Annotated in this window: 23 protein-coding genes, 1 tRNA gene and 1 riboswitch; of the genes, 13 read left to right on the forward strand and 11 right to left on the reverse strand. The window is 52.2% G+C overall.

Translation table 11 applies throughout. The annotated features are described in order from the left end of the window. Positions 1-186: 186 nt before the first annotated feature. On the forward strand, positions 187-1,749 hold the full coding sequence (locus ABKW30_RS18840; protein WP_348600466.1) for a glycosyltransferase: 1,563 nt from the start codon (positions 187-189) through the stop codon (positions 1,747-1,749). On the opposite strand, the gene ppk2 is transcribed toward ABKW30_RS18840, so the two are convergent. Continuing rightward, positions 1,742-2,647, reverse strand: a complete 906-nt coding sequence (gene ppk2 / locus ABKW30_RS18845; RefSeq protein ID WP_348600467.1) for a polyphosphate kinase 2 — start codon at positions 2,645-2,647, stop codon at positions 1,742-1,744. The two genes, ABKW30_RS18840 and ppk2, sit on opposite strands and share 8 nt — an antisense overlap. A gap of 93 nt (positions 2,648-2,740) precedes the next feature. On the opposite strand from ppk2, the gene ABKW30_RS18850 reads away from it, so the two are divergent. Continuing rightward, positions 2,741-4,006 carry an ATP-binding protein gene (locus ABKW30_RS18850; RefSeq protein ID WP_348600468.1) on the forward strand — a complete coding sequence of 422 codons (1,266 nt, stop codon included), beginning with the start codon at positions 2,741-2,743 and terminating at the stop codon, positions 4,004-4,006. Between the two features lie 67 nt (positions 4,007-4,073). Here ABKW30_RS18850 and ABKW30_RS18855 read toward each other — a convergent pair whose 3' ends face one another. Next, entirely contained in the window at positions 4,074-4,595 is a 522-nt protein-coding gene (locus ABKW30_RS18855) for a GcrA family cell cycle regulator (protein ID WP_348600469.1), read from the reverse strand. A 498-nt stretch (positions 4,596-5,093) separates the two neighbouring features. Here ABKW30_RS18855 and ABKW30_RS18860 point away from each other — a divergent pair, with 498 nt between their 5' ends. From ABKW30_RS18860 to ABKW30_RS18875, 4 genes are read left to right on the forward strand one after another with little or no spacing between them, the layout of a single operon-like run. Then, complete coding sequence (locus ABKW30_RS18860) at positions 5,094-6,299, forward strand: aspartate aminotransferase family protein (RefSeq protein ID WP_348600470.1); 1,206 nt, start codon at positions 5,094-5,096, stop codon at positions 6,297-6,299. 10 nt (positions 6,300-6,309) lie between these two features. Further along, a complete protein-coding gene (gene argF, locus ABKW30_RS18865) occupies positions 6,310-7,248 on the forward strand; it encodes an ornithine carbamoyltransferase (protein ID WP_348600471.1) in 939 nt (312 codons plus the stop codon). After that, positions 7,193-8,245 (forward strand): Hsp33 family molecular chaperone, encoded by a 1,053-nt coding sequence (locus ABKW30_RS18870; RefSeq protein WP_348600815.1) that lies wholly within the window; start codon positions 7,193-7,195, stop codon positions 8,243-8,245. Before argF ends, ABKW30_RS18870 begins: the two co-directional genes overlap by 56 nt. A gap of 2 nt (positions 8,246-8,247) precedes the next feature. Continuing rightward, positions 8,248-8,469 (forward strand): alkylphosphonate utilization protein, encoded by a 222-nt coding sequence (locus ABKW30_RS18875; protein ID WP_348600816.1) that lies wholly within the window; start codon positions 8,248-8,250, stop codon positions 8,467-8,469. A 10-nt stretch (positions 8,470-8,479) separates the two neighbouring features. On the opposite strand, the gene ABKW30_RS18880 is transcribed toward ABKW30_RS18875, so the two are convergent. From ABKW30_RS18880 to ABKW30_RS18890, 3 genes are all read right to left on the reverse strand, one after another. Continuing rightward, positions 8,480-8,776, reverse strand: a complete 297-nt coding sequence (locus ABKW30_RS18880; RefSeq protein ID WP_348600472.1) for a hypothetical protein — start codon at positions 8,774-8,776, stop codon at positions 8,480-8,482. Between the two features lie 29 nt (positions 8,777-8,805). Further along, positions 8,806-9,210 carry a Co2+/Mg2+ efflux protein ApaG gene (gene apaG, locus ABKW30_RS18885; RefSeq protein WP_348600473.1) on the reverse strand — a complete coding sequence of 135 codons (405 nt, stop codon included), beginning with the start codon at positions 9,208-9,210 and terminating at the stop codon, positions 8,806-8,808. Positions 9,211-9,417: 207 nt separating this feature from the next. Beyond that, positions 9,418-10,626: an O-succinylhomoserine sulfhydrylase gene (locus tag ABKW30_RS18890; protein ID WP_348600474.1), complete on the reverse strand. Its 1,209-nt coding sequence runs from the start codon at positions 10,624-10,626 to the stop codon at positions 9,418-9,420. A gap of 60 nt (positions 10,627-10,686) precedes the next feature. After that, a riboswitch (SAM riboswitch) is annotated at positions 10,687-10,766 on the reverse strand. Between the two features lie 82 nt (positions 10,767-10,848). Here ABKW30_RS18890 and ABKW30_RS18895 point away from each other — a divergent pair. Continuing rightward, a complete protein-coding gene (locus ABKW30_RS18895) occupies positions 10,849-11,940 on the forward strand; it encodes a 2'-deoxycytidine 5'-triphosphate deaminase (protein ID WP_348600475.1) in 1,092 nt (363 codons plus the stop codon). A 61-nt stretch (positions 11,941-12,001) separates the two neighbouring features. Then, positions 12,002-12,075: transfer RNA gene (locus ABKW30_RS18900), tRNA-Gly, on the forward strand. 61 nt (positions 12,076-12,136) lie between these two features. Here ABKW30_RS18900 and ABKW30_RS18905 read toward each other — a convergent pair. The 4 genes from ABKW30_RS18905 to ABKW30_RS18920 all read right to left on the reverse strand — a co-directional run bounded on the left by ABKW30_RS18905 (position 12,137) and on the right by ABKW30_RS18920 (position 16,793). Further along, positions 12,137-12,766 carry a hypothetical protein gene (locus tag ABKW30_RS18905; protein ID WP_348600476.1) on the reverse strand — a complete coding sequence of 210 codons (630 nt, stop codon included), beginning with the start codon at positions 12,764-12,766 and terminating at the stop codon, positions 12,137-12,139. Between the two features lie 116 nt (positions 12,767-12,882). Continuing rightward, positions 12,883-14,736, reverse strand: a complete 1,854-nt coding sequence (locus tag ABKW30_RS18910; RefSeq protein WP_348600477.1) for an adenylate/guanylate cyclase domain-containing protein — start codon at positions 14,734-14,736, stop codon at positions 12,883-12,885. Between the two features lie 6 nt (positions 14,737-14,742). Continuing rightward, on the reverse strand, positions 14,743-15,273 hold the full coding sequence (locus ABKW30_RS18915) for a FecR domain-containing protein (RefSeq protein ID WP_348600478.1): 531 nt from the start codon (positions 15,271-15,273) through the stop codon (positions 14,743-14,745). 140 nt (positions 15,274-15,413) lie between these two features. Beyond that, positions 15,414-16,793: a peptidase S41 gene (locus ABKW30_RS18920; RefSeq protein ID WP_348600479.1), complete on the reverse strand. Its 1,380-nt coding sequence runs from the start codon at positions 16,791-16,793 to the stop codon at positions 15,414-15,416. A gap of 190 nt (positions 16,794-16,983) precedes the next feature. Between ABKW30_RS18920 and ABKW30_RS18925 the strand changes: the two genes are divergently transcribed. The 3 genes from ABKW30_RS18925 (at position 16,984) to ABKW30_RS18935 (ending at position 19,277) form a co-directional block, all read left to right on the forward strand. Further along, positions 16,984-17,250 carry a DUF6460 domain-containing protein gene (locus ABKW30_RS18925; RefSeq protein ID WP_348600480.1) on the forward strand — a complete coding sequence of 89 codons (267 nt, stop codon included), beginning with the start codon at positions 16,984-16,986 and terminating at the stop codon, positions 17,248-17,250. An 86-nt stretch (positions 17,251-17,336) separates the two neighbouring features. Next, entirely contained in the window at positions 17,337-17,831 is a 495-nt protein-coding gene (locus ABKW30_RS18930; protein WP_348600481.1) for a CAP domain-containing protein, read from the forward strand. Positions 17,832-17,924: 93 nt separating this feature from the next. After that, entirely contained in the window at positions 17,925-19,277 is a 1,353-nt protein-coding gene (locus ABKW30_RS18935) for an MATE family efflux transporter (protein WP_348600482.1), read from the forward strand. Here ABKW30_RS18935 and ABKW30_RS18940 read toward each other — a convergent pair. Then, a complete protein-coding gene (locus tag ABKW30_RS18940; RefSeq protein ID WP_348600483.1) occupies positions 19,274-20,371 on the reverse strand; it encodes a quinone-dependent dihydroorotate dehydrogenase in 1,098 nt (365 codons plus the stop codon). The genes ABKW30_RS18935 and ABKW30_RS18940 overlap by 4 nt on opposite strands. Continuing rightward, positions 20,368-20,715, reverse strand: coding sequence for a DUF952 domain-containing protein (locus tag ABKW30_RS18945; RefSeq protein ID WP_348600817.1), 348 nt, complete (start codon positions 20,713-20,715; stop codon positions 20,368-20,370). Before ABKW30_RS18945 ends, ABKW30_RS18940 begins: the two co-directional genes overlap by 4 nt. 132 nt (positions 20,716-20,847) lie before the next feature. On the opposite strand from ABKW30_RS18945, the gene ABKW30_RS18950 reads away from it, so the two are divergent. Together ABKW30_RS18950 and ABKW30_RS18955 are read left to right on the forward strand one after the other, a co-directional pair. Next, a complete protein-coding gene (locus ABKW30_RS18950; protein ID WP_348600484.1) occupies positions 20,848-21,288 on the forward strand; it encodes a hypothetical protein in 441 nt (146 codons plus the stop codon). A gap of 124 nt (positions 21,289-21,412) precedes the next feature. After that, positions 21,413-21,856 (forward strand): VOC family protein, encoded by a 444-nt coding sequence (locus ABKW30_RS18955; RefSeq protein WP_348600485.1) that lies wholly within the window; start codon positions 21,413-21,415, stop codon positions 21,854-21,856. Positions 21,857-21,859 lie beyond the last annotated feature (3 nt).

A 21,859-nucleotide genomic window follows, 5' to 3' on the forward strand; every position in this document is an offset into this window, starting at 1 on the left:
AAATCTGAAATAGTAGCTGCATTCAAGCGTTACCGATTTAATTGCACGTCATTCATCGATGAGCTTTACGCCGCTGATGGCATAGACCAGTCGCTGCTTACCCGCTGTCTGGCTGAAGAGGCGGGTCTGGTCTTCGAGGACATACCACCCGATATTCATGTCATTGCTCCGAGCGGCAAAGACTTCGTGAAACTGCGTCAGATACGTCATGTCGTTGCTGTCACTGCCGACCTTGCGATAAAGAAGTATATAGTGCCGACGTTATCGGACATTGCTCGTATCAAGCAAAACTTTTCAAGGAGTGATGCGGATACGACTAGCCTTAAAATAATCTCACCCTCCTCCTTGAACGAACTTCTTCTGTCGAAACATTCGAACTATCTCGCGGGCAATGCCGTGAACATGCTCGAGAATGGGCCAATTCACTCGGCTCGAATCGTTGCAAATGGCCGACAGGGCGTCATCATTGGAGTGGCGATTACAGTCTTCATATTCCTTGCAATGATTGCTCCAGGCGTTCTCTGGCCGGTACTGCACGTGTTTCTCTCTTCGCTTTTTATTGGCTGTATCGTTTTACGCCTGTTGGCCAGTCGGCATGCGGGCATCGCTCAAACCCAAGTGCTGGATGACACATCTGCCAGCGTCCCGATATATACCGTTATGATCGCTCTCTATAAGGAAGCTGAGGTAGTTCCCCAACTTGTAGAGGCCATCAAAGCGATTGATTGGCCCCACTCTCGTCTTGAAGTCCTTTTCCTTTGCGAAGCAGACGACCAATTTACGCTTGCAGCCTTCGAGCAAGAACTGTTGCCCGTCAGTTTCAAGGTGATTTCCGTTCCCGGAGTTGGTCCACGGACAAAACCAAAGGCGCTCAATTTTGGACTGCAACTCGCGTTGGGTGAATTCATCGGAGTTTATGATGCTGAGGACAGGCCGCATCCCGGTCAATTGCGTGAGGCGTGGCAAAGATTTTCTGTAGCCCCCGACACGCTGGCCTGCCTTCAAGCTCCGCTCGTCATTGCTAATGGTAATGATAGTTGGATCAGTCGACAATTTGCATTTGAGTATGCCGCCCAATTCAGAGGTCTTTTACCTTGGTTGGCGAGCGGCAGATTTGTCATTCCACTTGGTGGAACCTCCAATCATTTTCGTCGTGAGTGTTTGCTGGAAATTGGCGGCTGGGATCCCTTCAACGTCACTGAGGATGCAGAATTGGGCTCCAGGCTTGCGCGGCGTGGCTACTATGTTGAAATGCTTAGCCTTCCGACAGTCGAAGATGCACCCAATGACGTAAGGGTGTGGCTGAAACAAAGGACCCGGTGGCTAAAAGGCTGGATGCAAACATGGCTGGTTGAAATGCGGCAGCCTGAGGAAATGCTGAGGCGCGCCGGCCTGAAGCGTTTTTTGGTCTATCACATCCTGACGGTCGGACTGCTGATGTCTGCTCTGCTTTTTCCTGCAATGGTGATCTTCATCACTTATGCTTTGTTGAAGATCACTTTATTTAAGGACACTGGTTTTTACAGCCGCATCCTCATATTCGACCTGCTGAGCATTATATCGGGCTTCTTGTCGTTTCACCTGTTGGGGCGCGCGGCACTCAAAAAGGAGAACCTGTCAGGCCAGATCCTGTTAGGTTTGCCGTTTTACTGGGCATTGATCTCCGCAGCAGCATGGCGGGCCTTATGGCAATTACAGGTTGCTCCATTTCTTTGGGAAAAGACGCCGCATCGCCCCTCCTTCAAATAAAATCGGGGCCATTTCCTATAATCAGGGAGTCTTCGTTGCCAATGATCGTCAGATCACGATCAGCGTAAGGCAAGTTAAGCAAAATCCGACGGATGACGGCAATTCGTGCGCGACGCTTGTCGTTCGATCTGACGATAGTCCAAGGTGCGTGTGCCGTATGCGTCCGAGCCATCATTCCGTCGCGCGCTTTGGTGTATTCGTCCCATTTCTCTGCACCAGCAATGTCGATAGGTGAAAACTTCCAGTTCTTGAGCGGGCTATGTCGGCGATCGTGAAAACGTTTTAGTTGCATCGTTTGGCCTATGTTCAGCCAGAACTTGAAAAAATAGATGCCATCCGCAACGATCATACGCTCAAATCCGGGCGTTTCCTCCAAAAATGACTCATGTTGCTCTGGAGTGCAAAATCCCATGACAGGCTCAACGCCCCCGCGATTATACCAGGAACGATCGAAGGTTACGAACTCGCCCGCGCTTGGGAAATGTGAAACATAACGCTGGAAGTACCATTGGGTGCGCTCGATTTCGCTTGGTTTGGGTAGTGCAACATTGCGCGCGGAGCGCGGGTTCATATACTGGCGCAGGTTGAATATTGTCCCACCCTTACCTGCTGCGTCTCTTCCCTCGAACACCGAGATGACACGTCCGCCAGTTTCCTGAAGCCAGCTTTGCATCTTGACGAGTTCGATCTGCAACTTTTCAAGCGTATCTGCATACTCGTCTTTTGGCATTTTCTCAGTATATGGAAAGCCGCCTGATGTCAGATCTCCATCATCAATCCAGTCTGGCAGTTTTGGATTATTGATATCGAACTGGCGTTTCTTGCCGTCAATTTTCAGTTTGAGTGGCGCAATATCCGATTTGGATGATGTTGATTTCTTTTTTGAATCTTTGCCCAATGTGAACGTCCTCAATTGACATAAATCCATGTTATTGGGACAGCAGTGTATCGTCTAGTGGCTAAAAACACAGGCGGATCGGGAGCTTAGTGTATGAGCGTATTCGGGCAGGGTGGCAGCGGACTTCGGCGCAGGGCGTTGGAGCGCATTATTCGTTCGCGCTTCATACTTGCTGCGGCTGCCTTTATCACCGCTCTGATACTCGGCGTCAGTGAATCCTGGTGGCTGAGTTTCGTTGTTCTCATGCTTGTTCTCCTGACTGTCGTCGCCGTATCTGCAGCGTTGCCGCGGCAGGAAAACCCTGCAACCGTAGATCCTGGTGATCCAGCAATCTTTCATTTGTCAGGTCAGCAACTGGCAGCCCAGTTACCAGACCCGCTGATTATTTTCGATCATGAAGGTACTATTCTCTATGTGAACCCTGCGGCGAGCGGCGCGTTCAGGTCGGTGGAGCGAGGTGGCGTCTTAATGCTGCATTTCCGTGCGCCTGAAATGCAGACGCTTGTGCATTCGGTCATGACAGATGGTGTAGCCCGCTCCGTCGATTATTTTGAACGGGTACCTGTGGAGCGCTGGTACAGTGCGACAGTGCTCCTGCTTGATCAGGCAACCGCTGGTGATCGTCAATACCTCTTGTCGTTCCGCGATCAGACGGAAGCCCGCAGACTGGAACGAATGCGCTCAGATTTTATTGCCAATGCCAGCCACGAGTTACGTACGCCGCTTGCTTCGCTTACGGGCTTTATCGAGACATTGAGAGGACCAGCGCGCAAGGACGAGACAGCCCGGGATAATTTTCTGGAGATTATGCAAAAACAGGCTGAGCGGATGGCTCGGCTCATTGACGATCTTTTGTCCTTGTCCCGCATCGAAATGAAGGCGCATATTGCCGTAAAGGATCAGGTCGATCTTACAGCAGTCCTTAATCATGTCGCGGATTCACTTCGTCCGGTTGCGACGGATCTGGGCATTACTATCGAACGCGTTATCAGTCCCGGCCCGATCAATGTGCTTGGAGATCGCGACGAGCTTACGCAAGTGTTTCAAAATCTGTTGGAAAATGCTTGCAAGTACGGTCAGTCGGGTAAACGCGTTATTCTGGAACTCAAGCAGACTGGCGATGTGACCAAGGCAACGGTGCAGGATTTCGGTCCCGGTATTCCCGATGAGCATATCCCGCGTCTGACGGAGCGCTTTTATCGAATTAATGTAGAAACGAGCCGGGCCCAAAAAGGCACGGGGCTGGGCCTTGCCATTGTAAAGCACATTCTGACAAGGCATCGCGCGCGCTTGGTAATTCGTTCGCAGGTTGGAGAAGGCTCTTCCTTCACCGTCGTCTTCGGTCCGCAAAAGGTCTAGGCACGAAATCTTGCTAAAAATAAAGGCGCCGTTTGGCGCCTTTATTTTTCCATTCCGAAGGCAACAATTAGCGGCGGCGGCGGTCTGAAGCCGGCTGATAAGCAAGACGTGAGTGGTATGTGCAATATGGGCCACCTTCGCCAACATCATTGCCGCAGAAATTAAAGCCTGGCAGCAATGGATCGCCTACCGGCCATTTGCAGGTGCGCTCGCTCAACTCGACCAATTCAAGCTTACGAGAGATAGGCACAACCACATCTGTAACCGTCCGAGTAACCACAGGTACGATATCAGTGCTGTATTCAGCTTGTAGTGCAGTCGCGCCCACGCTGCGGTTTACAACACGGCTCGACATATGGCCGATAGTTCCGCCGCTGCTGCGCTGGCTGCTGGATGCGGTGGTATTGACCTTCTTGCTGCGCGTCTGAGAAGAAGTCGTCTTTCCGCGTCCGGACAGCTTCAGCCGGTGCACTTTGCCGATAACGGCATTACGGCTCACGCCGCCCAGTTGTGCTGCGATCTGGCTTGCACTCAGACCTTCGGCCCAAAGTTTTTTCAGCTGCTCTACGCGCTCATCTGTCCAGTTCATTGTTCCCTAGCTCCATATGGGGCTCTGTTTTGTACGGCTTTCAGACTGAATCCTTCCTCGCATCTGGATTGCTCCAGATTGTATCAGTACTATATCTATTCAGATGACGAGGACGCCGTACGAAATCTAGCTATTTCGTTTCTCAAGCTACAATATGCGATGACTCCGTGACAAGAGTCAGGCTTGGTTTGCAGGGGTGCTTTTTTTGGTTTTCCCCAACTTGCACGTTAAACTGTTGCAAAAATGACGTTTTACGGCTTTGTCGACAAACCAAATAATGCCGGCTTTTGAATAAGCCGCTTGCAATCAAATTACAGCAATATTTGTGATGTATCACTTTCGAACTGTTTATTTGACAATTGGAAACTGAATGATGATATTAACACCGTGTGGCCGCCCCCAAAAATGGCATTGTGGGGCGGCTTTTTGATTTAATCATTGCCGATTTCCTTTAAGGATCAGCAGTTTGGCAAATAGGGTTTTGGAGGCCCAGGAAAAATGACGGACGCAAACGCGCAACCGCTATACGACACTTATGCTCGTGCGGATCTGCGCTTTGAGCGAGGAGAGGGCGTATGGCTGACAACCGAGAGCGGCGAAGAATATCTTGATTTCGCTGCCGGTATCGCCGTGAACCTGCTTGGCTATTCGCATCCGCATCTGGTCGAGGCGCTGAAGACCCAGGCCGAAAAACTTTGGCATCTGTCCAACATCTATGAAATTCCGGGCCAAAAACGCTTGGGGCAGCGTCTTGTAGACAATACTTTTGCCGACAAGGTGTTTTTTACGAACTCTGGCGCCGAGGCACTTGAGTGTGCCATCAAGACAGCGCGCCGGTACCACTATGTGAACGGCAATCCGGAACGTTTCCACATCATCACTTTCGAGGGTGCATTCCACGGTCGGACGCTGGCGACTATTGCTGCAGGCGGTCAGGCCAAATATCTGGAAGGTTTTGGCCCCAAAGTCGAAGGATTCGACCAGGTTCCATTCGGTGACGAAAAGGCCTTGAAAGCAGCAATAGGTCCTCAGACGGCTGCTATCCTTATAGAACCAATTCAGGGCGAGGGCGGTGTGCGTCCCGTCGCCGACGAAGATTTGCGCGCCTTGCGCAAGCTTTGCGACGAGGAAGGCATTCTTCTCATCCTCGACGAAGTACAGTCGGGTATGGGTCGTACCGGCAAGCTTTTTGCTCATGAATGGTCAGGGATTACGCCGGACATCATGGCTGTAGCCAAAGGCATCGGCGGCGGCTTTCCACTCGGGGTATGCCTTGCCACGGCAGAAGCTGCAAAGGGCATGACCGCCGGTGTGCACGGCACAACCTATGGCGGTAATCCCTTGGCAATGGCCGTCGGCAATGCTGTCCTCGACATCGTTCTCGCGGACGGTTTTCTCGATCATGTGCAGAAGATGGCTCTGTTTATGAAGCAGGGACTGGCTTCTATCTCGGATCGCTATCCCGGCGTTATTTCCGAAGTGCGCGGCCGGGGTCTTCTTGTCGGGCTGAAAGCGGTTGTTCCTAATACGACGCTCGTGCAGGCACTGCGCGATGAACATCTTCTGACCGTGGGCGCTGGTGACAATGTCATTCGTCTTTTGCCACCCTTGGTTGTGAGTGAAGAGGAAATGCGCGACGCTCTTTCAAAGATTGAAGCTGCAGCAGAGCGCCTGGCTCCTGCATCCAGACAGAAGATCGCGTGAGGGCAATCCAATGACAATCAAGCAGGATCTCCGTCACTTTACGGATCTCTCGGCGCTTTCTTCAGGCGATCTCCGTCTCATTCTTGACGATGCGCGTGCCCGCAAAACACGCCTCAAAGCTGGTAACATCGAAAAACCATTTGCAGGCAAGGTGCTGGCGATGATTTTCGACAAACCCTCTACACGTACCCGCGTATCGTTCGATGTGGGCATGCGTCAGCTCGGCGGTGAAACGCTCATGCTTACGGGGTCGGAAATGCAACTTGGTCGCAGTGAGACAATTGCCGACACCGCGAAAGTATTGTCGCGTTACGTCGACATTATCATGATGCGTACCACGACACATGAACGGCTCATCGAAATGGCCGAGAATGCGACAGTGCCGGTTATCAATGCATTGACCGATGATACGCATCCTTGTCAGATCATGGCTGATATCATGACATTTGAGGAGCACCGTGGACCGGTTAAGGGTAAAACCTTTGCCTGGACGGGTGATGGCAACAATGTCTTGCACTCGCTGGTGGAAGCTGCCGCGCGCTTTGACTTCAATCTTAATATCGCCACGCCCGATGGCAGCGAGCCTGAACGCAAATATCTTGATTGGTCGAAAAACGCTGGCGGCAAAATCAAACTGACCACTGACCCGATTGCGGCTGTGGAAGGTGTGGACTGTATTGTCACCGACACGTGGGTTTCAATGGGGCAGGAAAACCGCGCCCGTGGCCATAATGTATTTATGCCGTATCAGGTCAATGATGCATTGATGAAACATGCCAACCCTGATGCATTGTTCATGCATTGCCTACCCGCGCATCGGGGCGAGGAAGTTACGGATTCTGTCATTGATGGACCGCATTCGGTGGTCTTCGATGAAGCGGAAAACCGGCTGCATGCTCAAAAAGCCATCCTTGCATGGTGTCTTGAAGGAGGACGCCCGGGTGTCTGAATCGTCAAGTTTTCCGGATGAGTATGTTTTCGCAGGCGATGATGCGGTTGTGCCGTTTCAGGTTCAGGAATTGGACGCGCGCGGCCGTGCGGTTCAGCTTGGGCCGACGCTTCATGAAATACTGAGCCGCCATGACTATCCGGAACCAGTTGCGAAGCTGCTCGCAGAAGCCATCGTTTTGACGGTTCTGCTAGGCACTTCATTGAAGTTCGATGGCAAGTTCATTTTTCAATCACAGTCTGATGGCCCGGTAGACATGCTGGTTGTCGATTTTCGTACGCCAAATTCAGTGCGCGCCTACGCCCGTTACGATGAAGAGCGGCTTGCGGATGCGATTGAGGCAGGTGAGCTTTCTCAGGTGGAGCTGATGGGCAGCGGAACGCTGGCATTCACCGTGGATCAGGGCGAGTATTCCCAGCGCTATCAAGGTATCGTCGCATTGGATGGCTCAAATCTCGAAGAGGTTGCAAAGACCTATTTTCGCCAGTCGGAGCAGATCCCGACCGACGTGCGTCTCTCCGTAGCAAAATTGATTGAACGTGGCGCAGACGGCAGGCCGGTCGAGCAGTGGCGCGCCGGTGGTCTGATTGTACAGTTTCTTCCCGAGTCCGAATTGCGTATGCGTCAGCGTGATTTGCCTGGTGGCGATGGGCCTGAAACAGAGTTGGATGCCAACGGGGAAATTGTTGAGGATGATGAGTGGGCCGAGGTCAAGGCTCTGGTTTCGACAATCGAAAGTTCGGAACTCACAGATCCGCAGGTTGGTGCGGAACGGTTGCTCTATCGCCTTTTCCATGAGCGCGGTGTCCGGGTTTTTGATGCGGTAGCGGTCAATGATGATTGTGCCTGCTCGCGCGATAAGATCGCCAGTGTCCTTGCAAATTTCACTGCCGAAGAAATCAATGACAGCATCGAAGAGGGCAAGATCAGCGTTACCTGCGAGTTCTGCTCCACACAATATGATTTTGACCCGGCCGAGTTTCGGCCGAAGAACTAAGGATTTCGCTTATGGAGATCAGAGATAGTAATGGCACTGAGTTGCATGATGGCGATTCCGTGACCCTGATTAAAGACCTGAAGGTCAAAGGTACATCAGAGACCATTAAGCGGGGAACCTTGGTCAAGAACATCCGCCTGAATGGCCGGGATGGCGAAATCGAATGCAATACCAAGCAGGTTAAAGGCTTGGTCTTGAAAACGGAATTCGTCAAGAAAGCCTGACCAGAGGGGCTTAGGCCCGAAACCCGGCCGTCATTTCATGTGCGATTGTTACGACAATCAATATGATGATAAAGGCGCTGATGATCAGCCATAGTGGCCAAGGCCGCATTGATTTCTTAGCCAGCAGTCCGACGATCAGCCCTGGAACTGCCGCAAGTGCTACGAGTTGACTTGCTGCTTCCGCATTGGTGGTAAAGCTTGGAAGCCGAAATCCAAAGAAAAGCGCTGCTAGCCCGGCAAGCAGAGCAACTGCCGAACAACTGAGTGCTTTGATGTAAGGAGACTGGGTTCGGTTGGTTTCCTGCATCGTTTCCCCCATGATCAATTCCCCCATAATCAATTCAATGTCCGCAATTGATCGGGAAGATCAAGCGAAAAGGCAGGAATCTCGATGTTGAATCGGTCACCGCCATTCGTCTGCATAACATAGTGTCCTACCATTACACCCGACGCGGTTTTCAACGGGCAACCGGATGAATATTGAAAGCTATCACCAGGATTCAACACCGGCTGTTCACCGATAACACCGGCACCGCTTACTTCTTCAACGTGACCATGTGCGTCCGTTATCTTCCAATGGCGTGATCGCAATTGAACTGTACGTTCAGACTCATTGGCGATGGTTATACGATACCCCCACACATAATGGTTTGCTGCCGGATCGGATTGCTCCTCCAGATAAAATGGTTCGACACTGACCTCTATATCGAGTGTGGTCGCTTTATAGGTTCCCGCTCTCATCGCGTGAGCATTCTCCATCTCATCCGGAAAGGGCCACGGGCAATCCGAAACAGCTCGCAACAATTACATTCTGACTTATGTACTTGATATCACGAGTCAAAGCCGTGACGTCAACCGTCTCGATCTAAATCATTTGTGATCACAGTCCGGAGAGCGGAAAACGAGACAAACCGCGCCGGATTTATTCCCGGCGCGACAGTTTTCAGCTTAAAGGCTGGCCTTCAATGCAATATCGAGATCTTCGATCAGATCGTCGGCATCTTCGAGCCCGACAGACAAGCGCAGCAATCCATCCGAGATTCCAAGTTCCGCACGGGCTTCGTCCGTGAGGTTCTTGTGTGTCGTCGTGGTAGGATGCGTAATAAGGCTCTTTGAATCACCGAGATTGTTGGAGATCAGGATGACTTCAAGCGCGTTCTCAAATTTAAACGCAGCCTTCTTGCCTCCCTTTACTTCGAACGCCAGCAGCGTCGAGCCACCCTTCATCTGCCGGGAAATAATGTCGGCCTGCGGGTGGTCTGCCCGGCCCGGATAGATGACTTTAGATATGGCCGAGTGACTGGAAAGGAAATCTGCAATTTTCGCCGCACTTTCCGTCTGTTGCCGCACACGTACGGACAATGTTTCCAGTCCCTTGAGCATGACCCATGAATTAAACGGGCTGAGGCCGGGGCCCGTATGCCGGAAATACTCATGAAGGTTTTCGTCGATCCAGGCCTTGTCGGAAAGGATCATGCCGCCAAGGCAACGGCCCTGTCCGTCAATGTGTTTGGTGGTTGAATAAACGACGATGTGCGCACCAAGCTCAAGGGGCTTCTGAAAAAGCGGTGTTGCAAAGACATTGTCCACGATGAGCTTCGCGCCGACCGAATTGGCGACATCAGCCACAGCACTGATATCGATGACTTCCAGCGTCGGATTTGTCGGGCTTTCGAGGAACAGTACCTTTGTGTTGGGGCGGATAGCATTCTGCCAGTTTTCGATTTTTGAACCATCGATCAGCGTAAAGTCCACGCCATAGCGAGGCAGGAGAGTCTCGATGATGTAGCGACAGGAGCCAAACATCGCGCGCGCTGCCAACACGTGATCGCCGGCTTTCACCTGACAGATAATGGCCGCTGCAACGGCTGCCATACCCGATGCTGTGGCCCGGGCATCTTCCGCACCTTCAAGTGCACACATACGTTTCTCGAACATGTCAGTCGTTGGATTGGCGTAACGCGAATAGATGAAACCGGGCTCTTCACCTTTGAAGCGAGCTTCCGCAGCCTCAGCGTTCGGATAAACGAAACCCTGTGTCAGAAACAGAGACTCGGATGTTTCGCCAAAACTGGAACGGAGGGTTCCTGCGTGAACGAGTTGAGTAGCGGGGCGGAACGTACGGATAGTCTTTCCGATTTTTGTATCTTCTGGCATCGTCTTCTCAATCTGCCTCATCAGGCAATAAAAAACCGGCCTTGCGTGAATCGCAAAAAGGCCGGACGATACCGGGCCTCTTTTAGCAAATTATTTTACGTGGCTGCAAGCCGGCCGGCCAAATCACCACGGGATAAAACTGCTTTAATCCTCTCTGGCGCTTGCGTCAACGGGGTGAAACGCTAAAGCTTTTGTGAGATTTTACAGGATTGAACGGCCAACATGAGCAGACACCAAGCGGGCATTCTCGCCGATAACGGTATCAAGGCATTATATCAGGCGGGATCGCTGAAGACTGCGCGGGATTTTGACAGCGATCAAATTCAACCGGCAAGTCTTGATCTGCGGCTTGGAACCAAGGCCTACCGGGTCCGAGCCAGTTTCATGCCGGGTCCGGGAACGCCGGTTTTGGCAAAGCTGGAACGTCTGAAGCTGCATGAGATTGATCTGAGTGAAGGCGCAGTGCTTGAGACGGGCTGCGTTTATATCGTCCCGCTTCTCGAAAGTCTGGACCTTCCAGACAATGTTTCGGCTTCCGCCAACCCAAAGAGTTCAACCGGCAGACTGGATATTTTCACGCGCGTCATCGTGGATGGTGCGCAGGAATTCGACAAAGTTCCGGCTGGATATAAGGGACCGCTTTATCTCGAAGTCAGCCCACGCACATTTCCTATTGTGGCGAGAGCAGGATCGCGTTTGTCGCAAATACGTTTTCGCACGGGTAGGGCTCAGCTGGAAGAGGCTGAACTGACAGCGCTCCATGCCAATGAAACATTGGTCGCCTCGGAGGTACCGAATATCTCCGGCGGTGGTATCGCTCTTTCCATTGATCTGACGGGTGACGCAAACGGACTCGTTGGCTATCGGGGCAAACACCATACGGGTGTCGTTGATGTCGACAAGCGCGGCGCTCACGACCTTTATGACTTCTGGGAACCGATCCATGATCGGGGCGCTCGCGAATTGGTGCTCGATCCTGATGAGTTCTATATCCTCGTTTCCCGCGAAGCCGTTCATGTGCCGCCTCTATATGCCGCTGAAATGACGCCATTTGATCCATTGGTTGGTGAGTTTCGTGTTCACTATGCCGGGTTCTTCGATCCTGGCTTTGGTCATACGGCCGCTGGAGGTACGGGAAGCCGTGCAGTGCTGGAAGTCCGGAGCCATGAAGTTCCTTTCATTCTTGAACATGGCCAGATCGTCGGAAGGTTGATCTACGAGCACATGCTGGAACGTCCTGGTGCACTCTACGGTACGGATTTGGGTTCAAACTATCAGGCTCAAGGCCTGAAACTCTCCAAGCATTTCAAGTGAACTGAAGAGGCTAAAGTCCGGCTTGACAAAGCCGGGCGCAATTGGTCCTGATAGGCAGTATGCGGGTGTAGCTCAATGGTAGAGCAGCAGCTTCCCAAGCTGAATACGAGGGTTCGATTCCCTTCACCCGCTCCAACAATCTTTTCAATGGGTTAGTGCCGGTTTGACGGCGTGTCTGTGGAAAAACGGCTCGAAATTATTCGCAGCTTATCTCAGATGGGGATGAGACGTAGTGTTCTGAAATACCTACTTTCCCATCGTAGCTATGTAATTGGAGGTATCTCTTTTCGCCATTCGGGAGATCAAAATTTGCATCAATGTTCGCCATGCTTGGTCTTAAAGAGACTACTTGCAGTTTTGGTTCGCCGAATTTTATGCTACGGAAGTTTATCAGCAAGGCAAACTCTGCGATTCCACCCTCATGCTGTGTGTTCAAGCTGGCAACCTTGCCTCCGCAGACAAAAATCGAAAAAGATTTGCCTTCTACAATAAAATTTGAGTCTAAGGGGGCTTTCATCTGCGTTAGCTTTGTGCCCAGTGCTGCGGCAGCTTTCTCAGCATCGGGCAACGTCATTGCGGACCGAAACCCGTTATACTCGAAGGCATTTGCACTGGTGTGGATGGATAGTACTGCACCCGCCAATAGAACGAGTTTAAAAAATCTACAAATCAAAATCATTGCTCCTAAAAATTTGTCAAAACACGTGCCTAACTGCCCAAGAGTAGGTAGGCGGCTTTGCCAATGAAGCCGACGATCACCAAGCTGCCAGCAGCAAAAAACAAAATCAGTCCAGCGGCTAAGCTTCTTGGTCTCTCGGTCTGCCATTCTTCCACTCGTTAAGAACCGTCTCCCTTAAATGCAATCTCATTATACGACGGATCAGGAAAAGCAGCCTTGTTTTCATAAAGCGCATAAAGTTCGCCTTTACCCGCTCTAGCTTTTTAAGCGTTGCGCCAGAGCCAGATCGTTATTGAACCGGAGCGCCCGCGAATTTCCGTTTCAACAGGACCAGTAAGCTGGCCTGATTTATGGGGCGCACTTTCAGGGCCAGCCACATGCAGTATCTCGGTACTCAATGCGAGTTCCGCCTTGTTGGCTGCAGCGACCTCCATCAAGCGGCTCGCTACATTCACTGTATCACCCGTAGCAGTGATCTGCTGACGTCCGCTGCCACCGAGACGGGATGCGATGACCGTGCCAAAATGAGCACCTGTTTTAAAGCCTATTCGCGAATTCGTTGATAATGGTAACGATGCGAGCCATAGGCGGGTGCGGTTGCAAAGATTGACGCTGCAACGGGTAGCATTTAGCGCATCGTTTGGAGAAGGTTGCGGGAGGCCAAACAAGATCATAGCGCCATCACCCATGTAACTGGTGATGGTGCCATTACAGGCGGCAACCTCTTCATCAACGAGTTTATAGAATGCGTTGAGAAGCTCGCGTGTCGAGTTGGGGCCCAGAGTTTCGCTCAGGCCGGTGAAACCCGAAAGGTCGATGAAGACTATTGCAGCATCCTGCCGGACCGGTTCTGACAGAAAATCTGGATTGCGCGCCAGCCAATGTCCAAGGCCGGGAGCCTGGACGCTCTGTAGCATCTTGCTTTGATCAGCGAAATGTTGGGCACGCCTGCGACCTAGAAAAAGCTGGACCGCACCGAATAACAGTACTGGCGGCCCAGCGGCAGTGATGGGCAAGGATGCACTCAGCCAAGTGCCGTTATTGAAGGCGAGGATATTGAACGCAACCCAGAGAGCGACTACTGCGGCCATGGCGCAAAGGCCGATGACACTGCGCTGCCAGGCAAGCAGCCCCACCAGTATCAGTGGAATACAGAATGCAAAAACGGCGTCGAGCATATGTGTCGAACGGTCTCGCACCAGCGTATCCCCGGCGGCCATTTGGGTAATCGCAGTGGAAATCACCTCCACGCCGGGCAAGACCTGATCGAATGGCGTCGGGAAAACATCGCCCCCACCGGTAACGGTAGTGCCAAACACGATTATTTTGCCCGTTACATCTTCAGCGGTTAATTGCCCGTTGAGCACTGCTACACCGCTTATCGTTTTGATTGTCCCGCGTGGCCCATAGAAGGTAATCGGTAAGGTCTGGCCCGCATCGGTCCGAATGAAACGGTCGCTTAATGAAATACCGCTGGCTTCGAACACCGGCTCGGCACCGGATGCCAGTGCCACTGCCCGTAGTGAGAATGATGCCTGTATCTCATCACCACTCTTGAACAGCATCGGAATATAGCGGGGTGTGCCGGATCGATCAGTGGCCACATTGACGATACCGACTGGAGCTACATCCGAAAACTGTTTCTGCGGCAAAAGAAAGCTTGCAGCGTCGGGCACCCTTTCCAGCGCGTCGGCACTATCATCGACCATTTGCTTTCCCTCAGGAAAGACTGCAGCACCAGCTATGAGAGATGGAGTACCAGACAAAGCGGCTGCCAAAGCCTTGTCTCCATCTATGGCACCCGGGTCGACGAAAAGCATATCGAGGGCGATGAGTTTTGGTTTAAGCCGCGCCACTTCTTCAACCATTGCCGCCAGTTTTGCGCGCGCGAGCGGATAGTTCCCGGCTTGCGCAACAGTGGCATCGTCAATCGCGATGATCCTCACCATATCCGGAGCGGGTTTCGTGCCGCGGATGATAGTTCTCAGGTCAGTAAGCGTCGCTTCGACGCGTTCAAGGAACCAGACATTGCCTCTCATATGCATAAGTCCGAGGCTGGTTCCCCAGATGCAGGTCAATATCAACGCGGTCAACGTTAGTGTCAGACGCTTGTTCATTGAGGCCTATTGTCCGAGCCGCGCCAGCAAGGCGGATGCACGGGCGGCTGGCCACCGCTTTACAACCAGTGATCCACTGCCATTATCCACATCGACACCTTCACCGGGGCGGAGCACAACGCCTTTCCCTGCTTGTGGACGTGACACCTCAACTGCGCCTCTGATCACGAAAACAGCCGTTGTTCCAGCACTTGTATCAACGGCCCACTTCGTTCCACGAACTGCGGCGATGGCTTGCGGTGTGATGACTTCAAATCCGGATGGCAATTTCGGCGCGTCGAGCAATATCGCTTTGCTTTGCAGGCGTGCTGCATCGACTTTGCCATCGCGGTTCCGGTCGAGCAGAGTGTATTTCGCGCCACGTTCAGGTGTGATCGTCAGTCCGTCACCACATTTGAGAACTTGGCGGGAAGTGCCGCCGATCTGTATCAGTACACAACTCGGCCTGCTTGATTGAGCCGGGGCGCTCGTAATGCCAGAGGCGCAAGCCCAGCCGAAAGCCGCTACACCCAAAATTAATCTGGCCGTTGAAACCATAAAAGCTATCCCCGTTCACCGCACCTGCCGGTTTGGTGCGGGTCAGTATAGCCCTATTGTAATGCCGTTCAAAGCGCTGGCAGGTAATGATTACTATTAAGAAAGGGGCGGAAAAAGCCGTCAAAGTCTTTCTGGTGGCATCACTTTGCCAGAGACAATGCTGTCTCAAGCACGGGATCGCGTCCGGCTGCATAGTCCGCGAATGTCACGTCAAGCCTTACCTCTGGTGTGAGTGAAATGCCCTTTGGCCCAAACGCGACCACTGCCCAAAAACATGTTGCAGGATCGGTACAGCCATTCTCATAATCTTCGAACTGATTGCTGTACTCAACGCCAATTTTCGAGTTGGGCAGTGGGATTGTTTCACCTTCAGACCAGAACTGGCCACTATCTCCCATGGTTTCGCCAACGAGCGTCACATTATCCAGTGATGCACCTTTCAGCATGGCTGCCGTAGAGATGCCTGCCGAAAAAGTTGCGCGGCTGACGAGAACCAGAATACGTCCCTTCGGCGTAACAAGCCTTGGCAATGATTGTGAAAAAAGGATTGTGTTGAAGAAGTCTCCACCACTGTTCAGGCGAAGATCGATCACTATAAATTTCGGGATTGACGGTAGTAGCGATTTTCGGAAGATGTCCGCAAATTTTTGGTCAAGTGGCGTATCATCAATACTCGAGACCGTGTCGAGCCGAATATAGAATACCTTCTTGTCCTCAAGCCAGGACGTCGTCACATCCGTGCGTTTTGTATAAAGCGGCGAGCGCTTTTTGATCGGATCCAGAACATGGTTCCAGCGGCCTTCCAGACTGAGCTCGTCAGGAACAAGTACGGTATAACCCCTGTTGATATTTTTACCCTTGTCGCCCGGATCAGGTGTCGAAGCAGCACCCAATTTGACTTCTTTTGTACTCCCGTCCGCAAGCCGTAATGTAAGAGGGATTTCCGGCCCGGAAGCAACACCGACATGTTCCAGTATATCAGGGCTGGTCAAAAGATTGGCGCTTAGAAAACGGATGCGCTGATCAGTGCCGGAAATGAATGGTGCGACTTTCGCAAGCGCTTCGTCAGCAGTGAAAGTGCCCAGTTTTTCGATACGCGCACTAATGAGGTGTGCAAGTTCCGGTTGCGCTTTGACAATATAAAGCCCGTCGGCAAACCACCATGCTTTGACCGGCATAGCGTTCATCATGTTGGCCGCTCGTGCAACCGTATGCCCGTTGCGGGCAAGTGCCACCGCGCGCATCACTTCCAGTGCGAAAGCTTTCTCGGAGAGTTGATCGGCAGCGGTCGCCGTTTCATCGACAATGCGCTCAAACTCAAGGCGCTGTACAGTTGTGAAACTCTTATCCTGCCGTGCCCAATCGCCCTTCAGGAATTTCAGATCTTCGCGCATTTGTGCGGGCGCCAAATCCGGAAGAACACTGGTTGAAGGGGTTTGTGCAAAGGCTGAGATACTTAGCAACAGAAAACTGGCCAATGCCGGGGTGCGGGACTTCCAGCGCGCCAAAGTAATGCACATCGATATCTCTCCCCCGATGTTGCGTGGAGACAACAGCAAAAATCTCTGTGTCACTCAACAGTTGAATCACCCAGTTCCAAACCCAACCTTACATGGCATAGAACGACTATCACGAACAGGTCGTAGCTTGCTCACGGCCCACAAAGGCCATAAGGGTATCGGCGATAAACAGCTAGCACCGGGAGTAAACATGTCAGATCGCACAAACCGTTTCTTGGGAGATACGCCGGGAAGGGTATTGCTGAAACTGATCGTCATCTCGCTGGTTGTTGGCGTCGTCATGAGTGCTTTCAACTGGTCGCCAATGGATATTGTTTATGGGATCGAAAACTTCATTCGACGTATCTGGAACCTCGGGTTTGGTGCGATTGAGGGATTCGCTTCCTATTTGTTGCTTGGAGCTGCCGTTGTTGTTCCCTGCTTCATCATTTTGCGGATTTTGAATTACCGCAGATAGAACAAAATTATCCGGCAGTCCTGCCGTAACGTGAAGCAGCCATAATTGAGCGCTACCCGCATGCGTTCAATATTCAAGAGTTGCTCATGCCAATAACCAATTTCGAAATTTCTCGCCGACGCTTCATCAGTTTCGCTGCCGTTGCTACCCTGCTACCAATGGCGGCTTGCCAGACAATCGGATCGGCTGGAAATGGTATCGGCGCCTCTGGTTCTGCCAACGCAAATATCAACAATATACGCACTGGCAACGGTCTTTCCGGGTTGGTAAGCGATTCAACTCTGGAACGCGCTGCCGGACAGCAGGCCGCCTATATGGCGAAAGCGGGACGCATGCTGCACACTACCGGTTGGGGAAAAAGTTTCGAAGCGCGGGTCAAGGACAACGAAATCCACGGCGCCGCCGCCGAAAACATTGCAATGGGGCGCATGGATATCGACCGGCTTTTTGCGATGTGGATGGCATCTCCACCGCATAGGCGCAACATGCTGGACGCTCGCTTCAAACGATATGGTTTGGCTTATGCCGAGGCTAAACTTGGCAGCGACGAGCGATATTGGGCGCTTGTTCTGGCAAGCTGAATACAGTCGTTTCATTTATTCTGGCAAGCTTCGCCGCGTAGTGGCATAGAGAGTTGGCAACTATCTCGGTTGCACTTGCCGGTGCCTTGCATAATGATCGATAATTCACCCGTCCTCAATTCAAAAACGGTTCGTCCTTTTGAGGTAACGAACCGTCTGATGCTGGCTATTACCATCCCGGTAATGCTGGCATCGCTGACAACGCCGCTTCTGGGCCTCGTCGATACTGCTGTTGTTGGACAGCTCGGCGATGCACATTTGCTAGGCGGTCTTGCGATTGGTGCGCTGGTCTTCGACTTCCTGTTTTCCACCATGAACTTCCTGCGCGCCGGCACTACCGGGCTCGTGGCTCAGGCAATGGGCCGGCACGACAGCGTGGAGCAACAGGCAGTCTTCTGGCGTGCGATCGGTATTGCCCTGATTGCCGGTGTGATCTTTATCGCGGCAATGCCGCTCATCATCGGCGCTACGATCAGCTTCATGAATCCAGACAAGGCGGTCGCTGATGCAATGTCGACATATGTGTCGATACGGCTTTTGTCTTCTCCCATGGCACTTGGAAATTTTGTTGTCCTTGGCTTGCTGTTGGGGCAGGGCAAAGCAATGCAGGGACTCTATCTCCAGTTTCTCCTGAACGGCGTGAACATCATCATGACGATCTGGTTCGGACTTGTTCTGGGTTGGGGCGTGGTAGGTATTGCGTGGGGCACGGTGCTCGGTGAGAGCGTCGCGCTGCTAGTCGGACTGACTATGATTTACAAGCAATTTCGAGCAGTGCCTAATCCGTCCCGTGCCCGGGTTTTCGACGTGCAGGAGATACGCAGGATGTTTGCTGTCAACAGAGACATTATGTTGCGTTCGTTTTTCCTGTTGATCGCCTATGCTTACTTTACGCGGGCAGGGACCGAAGCAGGCGCAATAACCCTTGCGACCAACGCAGTCCTCATGAATTTCCTGCTTGTTTCCGGATATTTGATCGACGGGGTTACTACGGCCGCCGAACAGATTTCAGGACGTGCCGTGGGCGCGCATTATCGCCCGGCATTTGACCGGGGTATCAGGTTGTCATTCCTTTGGGGGATGGTGTTGGCGTCAGTAATGGCGCTGTTTTTCCTCGTTTATGGAGATGCTATAGTTGCGTTGTTGATCAAGTCCCCCGAGGTACAGGCTTTGGCTGCGATCTATTTGCCTTGGGCAGCGCTCGCGCCAGTCGTGGGCTTGCTGGCTTTTCACATGGACGGCGTATTCATCGGCGCAACATGGTCACGTGACATGCGCAACATGATGATCCTATCGTTGATAGGATACTTTGTTGCCTACTTCATCCTGCCGAAATATTTCGGCAATCACGGGCTTTGGCTGGCCTTGCATCTGTTTCTCGGGTTGCGCGGCATTTCGCTGTTATGCATTCTGCCCAGCAGAGCCCGTTTGCAGTTCGCCCGCTAGTCGGCGGTAGTTCTGGACGCCCAATCGTTCACGTCCCGATCACGCAGCTCGGCAATGTTGGTAATGCCGTCACGCCTTAATGTCGCCGACAGGTCTTTGACGATTTGCCCCGGGAGACCCGGTCCACGATAGATCATACTGGTATAAAGCTGGACAAGATCTGCACCAGCGCGAATCTTGGCGATCGCTGTGGTGGCGCTGTCCACGCCACCCACGCCGATGATCGGAAGATTACCACCGATGCGTTGGCGCATCTTGGCTAGCACGATTGTCGAACGTTCAAATATGGGCCGACCTGAAAGACCACCAGCTTGGCTCGCGTTGGCTCTATTCTTCAAGCCTGCGCGAGCCAATGTCGTGTTGGAAATGATGAGCCCGTCAAGCGGGTGCAAGGCAATTTCCGCAGCGATGTCATCAAGGCTGGCGTCAGGCAAATCCGGCGCAATCTTCAGGAAAACAGGTCGTCTGGTTCCCGAGCGAGCCGCCAATTCGTCGCGAGTGTCCAATACCTTGCCCAGCAGTTCTCTGAGGCTGTCTCTTGCTTGCAAATCCCGCAATCCCGGTGTGTTGGGTGAGGAAATATTGACGGTAAAGTAGCTGGCAAGGTCATAGAACTTGCGGATACCGGCAACATAGTCGGCGAAGCGATCTGGGGAATCCTTGTTGGCTCCGATGTTGACGCCCACAATACCACCACGACCAAGCCGTTCGTTCAGCCGCTGAAATGCAGCATCGTGCCCACCATTATTAAAACCAAGCCGATTGATCACAGCTTCGTCTTCGACAAGCCGGAAAATGCGAGGTTTTGGATTGCCTGCCTGTGCCAGAGGGGTAAGCGTGCCGACCTCAGCAAAGCCAAAACCGAGCTTGAGCAAGGAATCTGGAATTTCAGCATTCTTGTCATAGCCCGCAGCCATGCCAAGAGGATTGGGAAAATCGAGGCCGGCGACAGTAACCCGCAACGCCGGATCATGGATTGGAGCACAAGTAGGAATAAGCCCGGTTTTCAATGCATTTATCGAAAGCCCATGGGCATCTTCCGGATTGAGTATGAACAGAAGCTTGCGACCGATAGATTGGAATAGATCGCTCATACCGCTAGGTCCGGGAATAAATGTTTGCCGTCGTTGTCGAGAGGCAAAGGTTTCACCCATTCGACCGCATCAAGGGGCAGGAATGCATAAAGATGTGGGAAGAGGGCACCGCCACGCGATACCTCGAATTTGAGAGCTTGACCAAGTTTGTCTGCGCGTACGGCAACCAGAAGCAAATCATCTTGTCCGGTAAAATGTTTCTCTGCGGTTTCCCGTGCTTGTTCTGCCGTTGAAAAATGGATGTAACCATCGGCATGGTCGATAGGCGCACCATCGAAAACACCTTTACTCTCTGCGATTTGCCAGAGCGAGCGCGGTACGATTTTATAGATCATTTGTGTCATCGCAGATTTACTAGACGCAAAACCGCCATGCGCAAAGCGTAGACTGCGATCGATAACAGAAATATCGGTCTGTTCCGGATTTTTGGCGTATTGTTTCCACATCATGGCCGAATGCAATGTTGGAGTATTTCAATGACACGCACACTCGTACCATTCGCGCTTCTTGCTGCGGCATCAGTTCTGATTGTACCCGCCATAGCGCAGGAGACAACGAATTATTCACTCGAAAAAACCTCTGATGGTTATGTCCGGATGAATAACAAGACAGGAGAAATGTCGATCTGTCATGAAAAGCTGGGCCAACTCGCCTGCAAGGTTGCAGCTGAAGAGCGCACGCTCTATGAGGAGGATATAGCCGATTTGAAAGCGCGTGTTGCCAAGTTGGAAGATACGGTTGCCGGTATAGGTAAACTTCCCCCGCTTGTTCGCGATAATCTCCCATCAGACGAGGATTTCGAAAAAGGTCTAAGCTATATGGAAAAATTCATGCGACGTTTCATGGGTTTAGCCAAAGAGTTTGAAGGTGATAACAAGGACGCAACGCCAAGTCCTTCCATACCGCAAAAGACCTGAGACTTCAGCGCTTTTTGACAGGAACTTGGCAGGAGGGACTCAGTGGGAAAGAGTAATTGTTCTTGATTTGTTCTTAGTTTTGAGGCATGATTTTCGCTCAGGATTCTTCTCTGGGAGCGATGATATGTTTGCCGTACCAACATTGATTGGAGAGGTTTCGATCAGGCTATTTGTTCGCCACGGCGATCAGCAGGATGCCCTCGATTTTTACGAGAATGTATTTGGCGCTAAGCTTGCGGGGCGTCCGTATTTACACGACGGAGTTATGATCGCTGCCGAAATCCGGATGGGTGAATCGCTCATTATGATTGTAGGAGCCAACCCCAAACGCGATGCAGACGCATCTTTGGGTGGCCCGCGTTCGGCTCATGCGATAGGCGCTACGCCTGTCATGCTAGACATCCATGTGGATGATGCGGACCGGGTAATGCATCATGCAGTTTCTGAGGGCGGAAATGTCCGCAATGAAGTGGAAACGCTCGAAAGCGGTGATCGTGCAGGTGTTCTGGTTGATCCGTTCGGCCATATCTGGGTGATCAAATCCCGGCGGAAGCATTTGGCGGCCTGACTT

Source organism: Phyllobacterium sp. SB3 (genome assembly GCF_040009165.1).
GTDB lineage: Bacteria > Pseudomonadota > Alphaproteobacteria > Rhizobiales > Rhizobiaceae > Phyllobacterium.

Excerpts from the sequence above, each read along its gene's own strand:
- ABKW30_RS18850 (WP_348600468.1), top strand. The coding sequence starts at position 2,741 with ATGAGCGTATTCGGGCAGGGTGGCAGCGGACTTCGGCGCAGGGCGTTG.
- ABKW30_RS18855 (WP_348600469.1), bottom strand. The coding sequence starts at position 4,595 with ATGAACTGGACAGATGAGCGCGTAGAGCAGCTGAAAAAACTTTGGGCC.
- ABKW30_RS18860 (WP_348600470.1), top strand. The coding sequence starts at position 5,094 with ATGACGGACGCAAACGCGCAACCGCTATACGACACTTATGCTCGTGCG.
- argF (WP_348600471.1), top strand. The coding sequence starts at position 6,310 with ATGACAATCAAGCAGGATCTCCGTCACTTTACGGATCTCTCGGCGCTT.
- ABKW30_RS18870 (WP_348600815.1), top strand. The coding sequence starts at position 7,193 with ATGCTCAAAAAGCCATCCTTGCATGGTGTCTTGAAGGAGGACGCCCGG.
- ABKW30_RS18880 (WP_348600472.1), bottom strand. The coding sequence starts at position 8,776 with ATGCAGGAAACCAACCGAACCCAGTCTCCTTACATCAAAGCACTCAGT.
- apaG (WP_348600473.1), bottom strand. The coding sequence starts at position 9,210 with ATGAGAGCGGGAACCTATAAAGCGACCACACTCGATATAGAGGTCAGT.
- ABKW30_RS18890 (WP_348600474.1), bottom strand. The coding sequence starts at position 10,626 with ATGCCAGAAGATACAAAAATCGGAAAGACTATCCGTACGTTCCGCCCC.
- ABKW30_RS18895 (WP_348600475.1), top strand. The coding sequence starts at position 10,849 with ATGAGCAGACACCAAGCGGGCATTCTCGCCGATAACGGTATCAAGGCA.
- ABKW30_RS18905 (WP_348600476.1), bottom strand. The coding sequence starts at position 12,766 with ATGGCAGACCGAGAGACCAAGAAGCTTAGCCGCTGGACTGATTTTGTT.
- ABKW30_RS18910 (WP_348600477.1), bottom strand. The coding sequence starts at position 14,736 with ATGAACAAGCGTCTGACACTAACGTTGACCGCGTTGATATTGACCTGC.
- ABKW30_RS18915 (WP_348600478.1), bottom strand. The coding sequence starts at position 15,273 with ATGGTTTCAACGGCCAGATTAATTTTGGGTGTAGCGGCTTTCGGCTGG.
- ABKW30_RS18920 (WP_348600479.1), bottom strand. The coding sequence starts at position 16,793 with ATGTGCATTACTTTGGCGCGCTGGAAGTCCCGCACCCCGGCATTGGCC.
- ABKW30_RS18925 (WP_348600480.1), top strand. The coding sequence starts at position 16,984 with ATGTCAGATCGCACAAACCGTTTCTTGGGAGATACGCCGGGAAGGGTA.
- ABKW30_RS18930 (WP_348600481.1), top strand. The coding sequence starts at position 17,337 with ATGCCAATAACCAATTTCGAAATTTCTCGCCGACGCTTCATCAGTTTC.
- ABKW30_RS18935 (WP_348600482.1), top strand. The coding sequence starts at position 17,925 with ATGATCGATAATTCACCCGTCCTCAATTCAAAAACGGTTCGTCCTTTT.
- ABKW30_RS18940 (WP_348600483.1), bottom strand. The coding sequence starts at position 20,371 with ATGAGCGATCTATTCCAATCTATCGGTCGCAAGCTTCTGTTCATACTC.
- ABKW30_RS18945 (WP_348600817.1), bottom strand. The coding sequence starts at position 20,715 with ATGACACAAATGATCTATAAAATCGTACCGCGCTCGCTCTGGCAAATC.
- ABKW30_RS18950 (WP_348600484.1), top strand. The coding sequence starts at position 20,848 with ATGACACGCACACTCGTACCATTCGCGCTTCTTGCTGCGGCATCAGTT.
- ABKW30_RS18955 (WP_348600485.1), top strand. The coding sequence starts at position 21,413 with ATGTTTGCCGTACCAACATTGATTGGAGAGGTTTCGATCAGGCTATTT.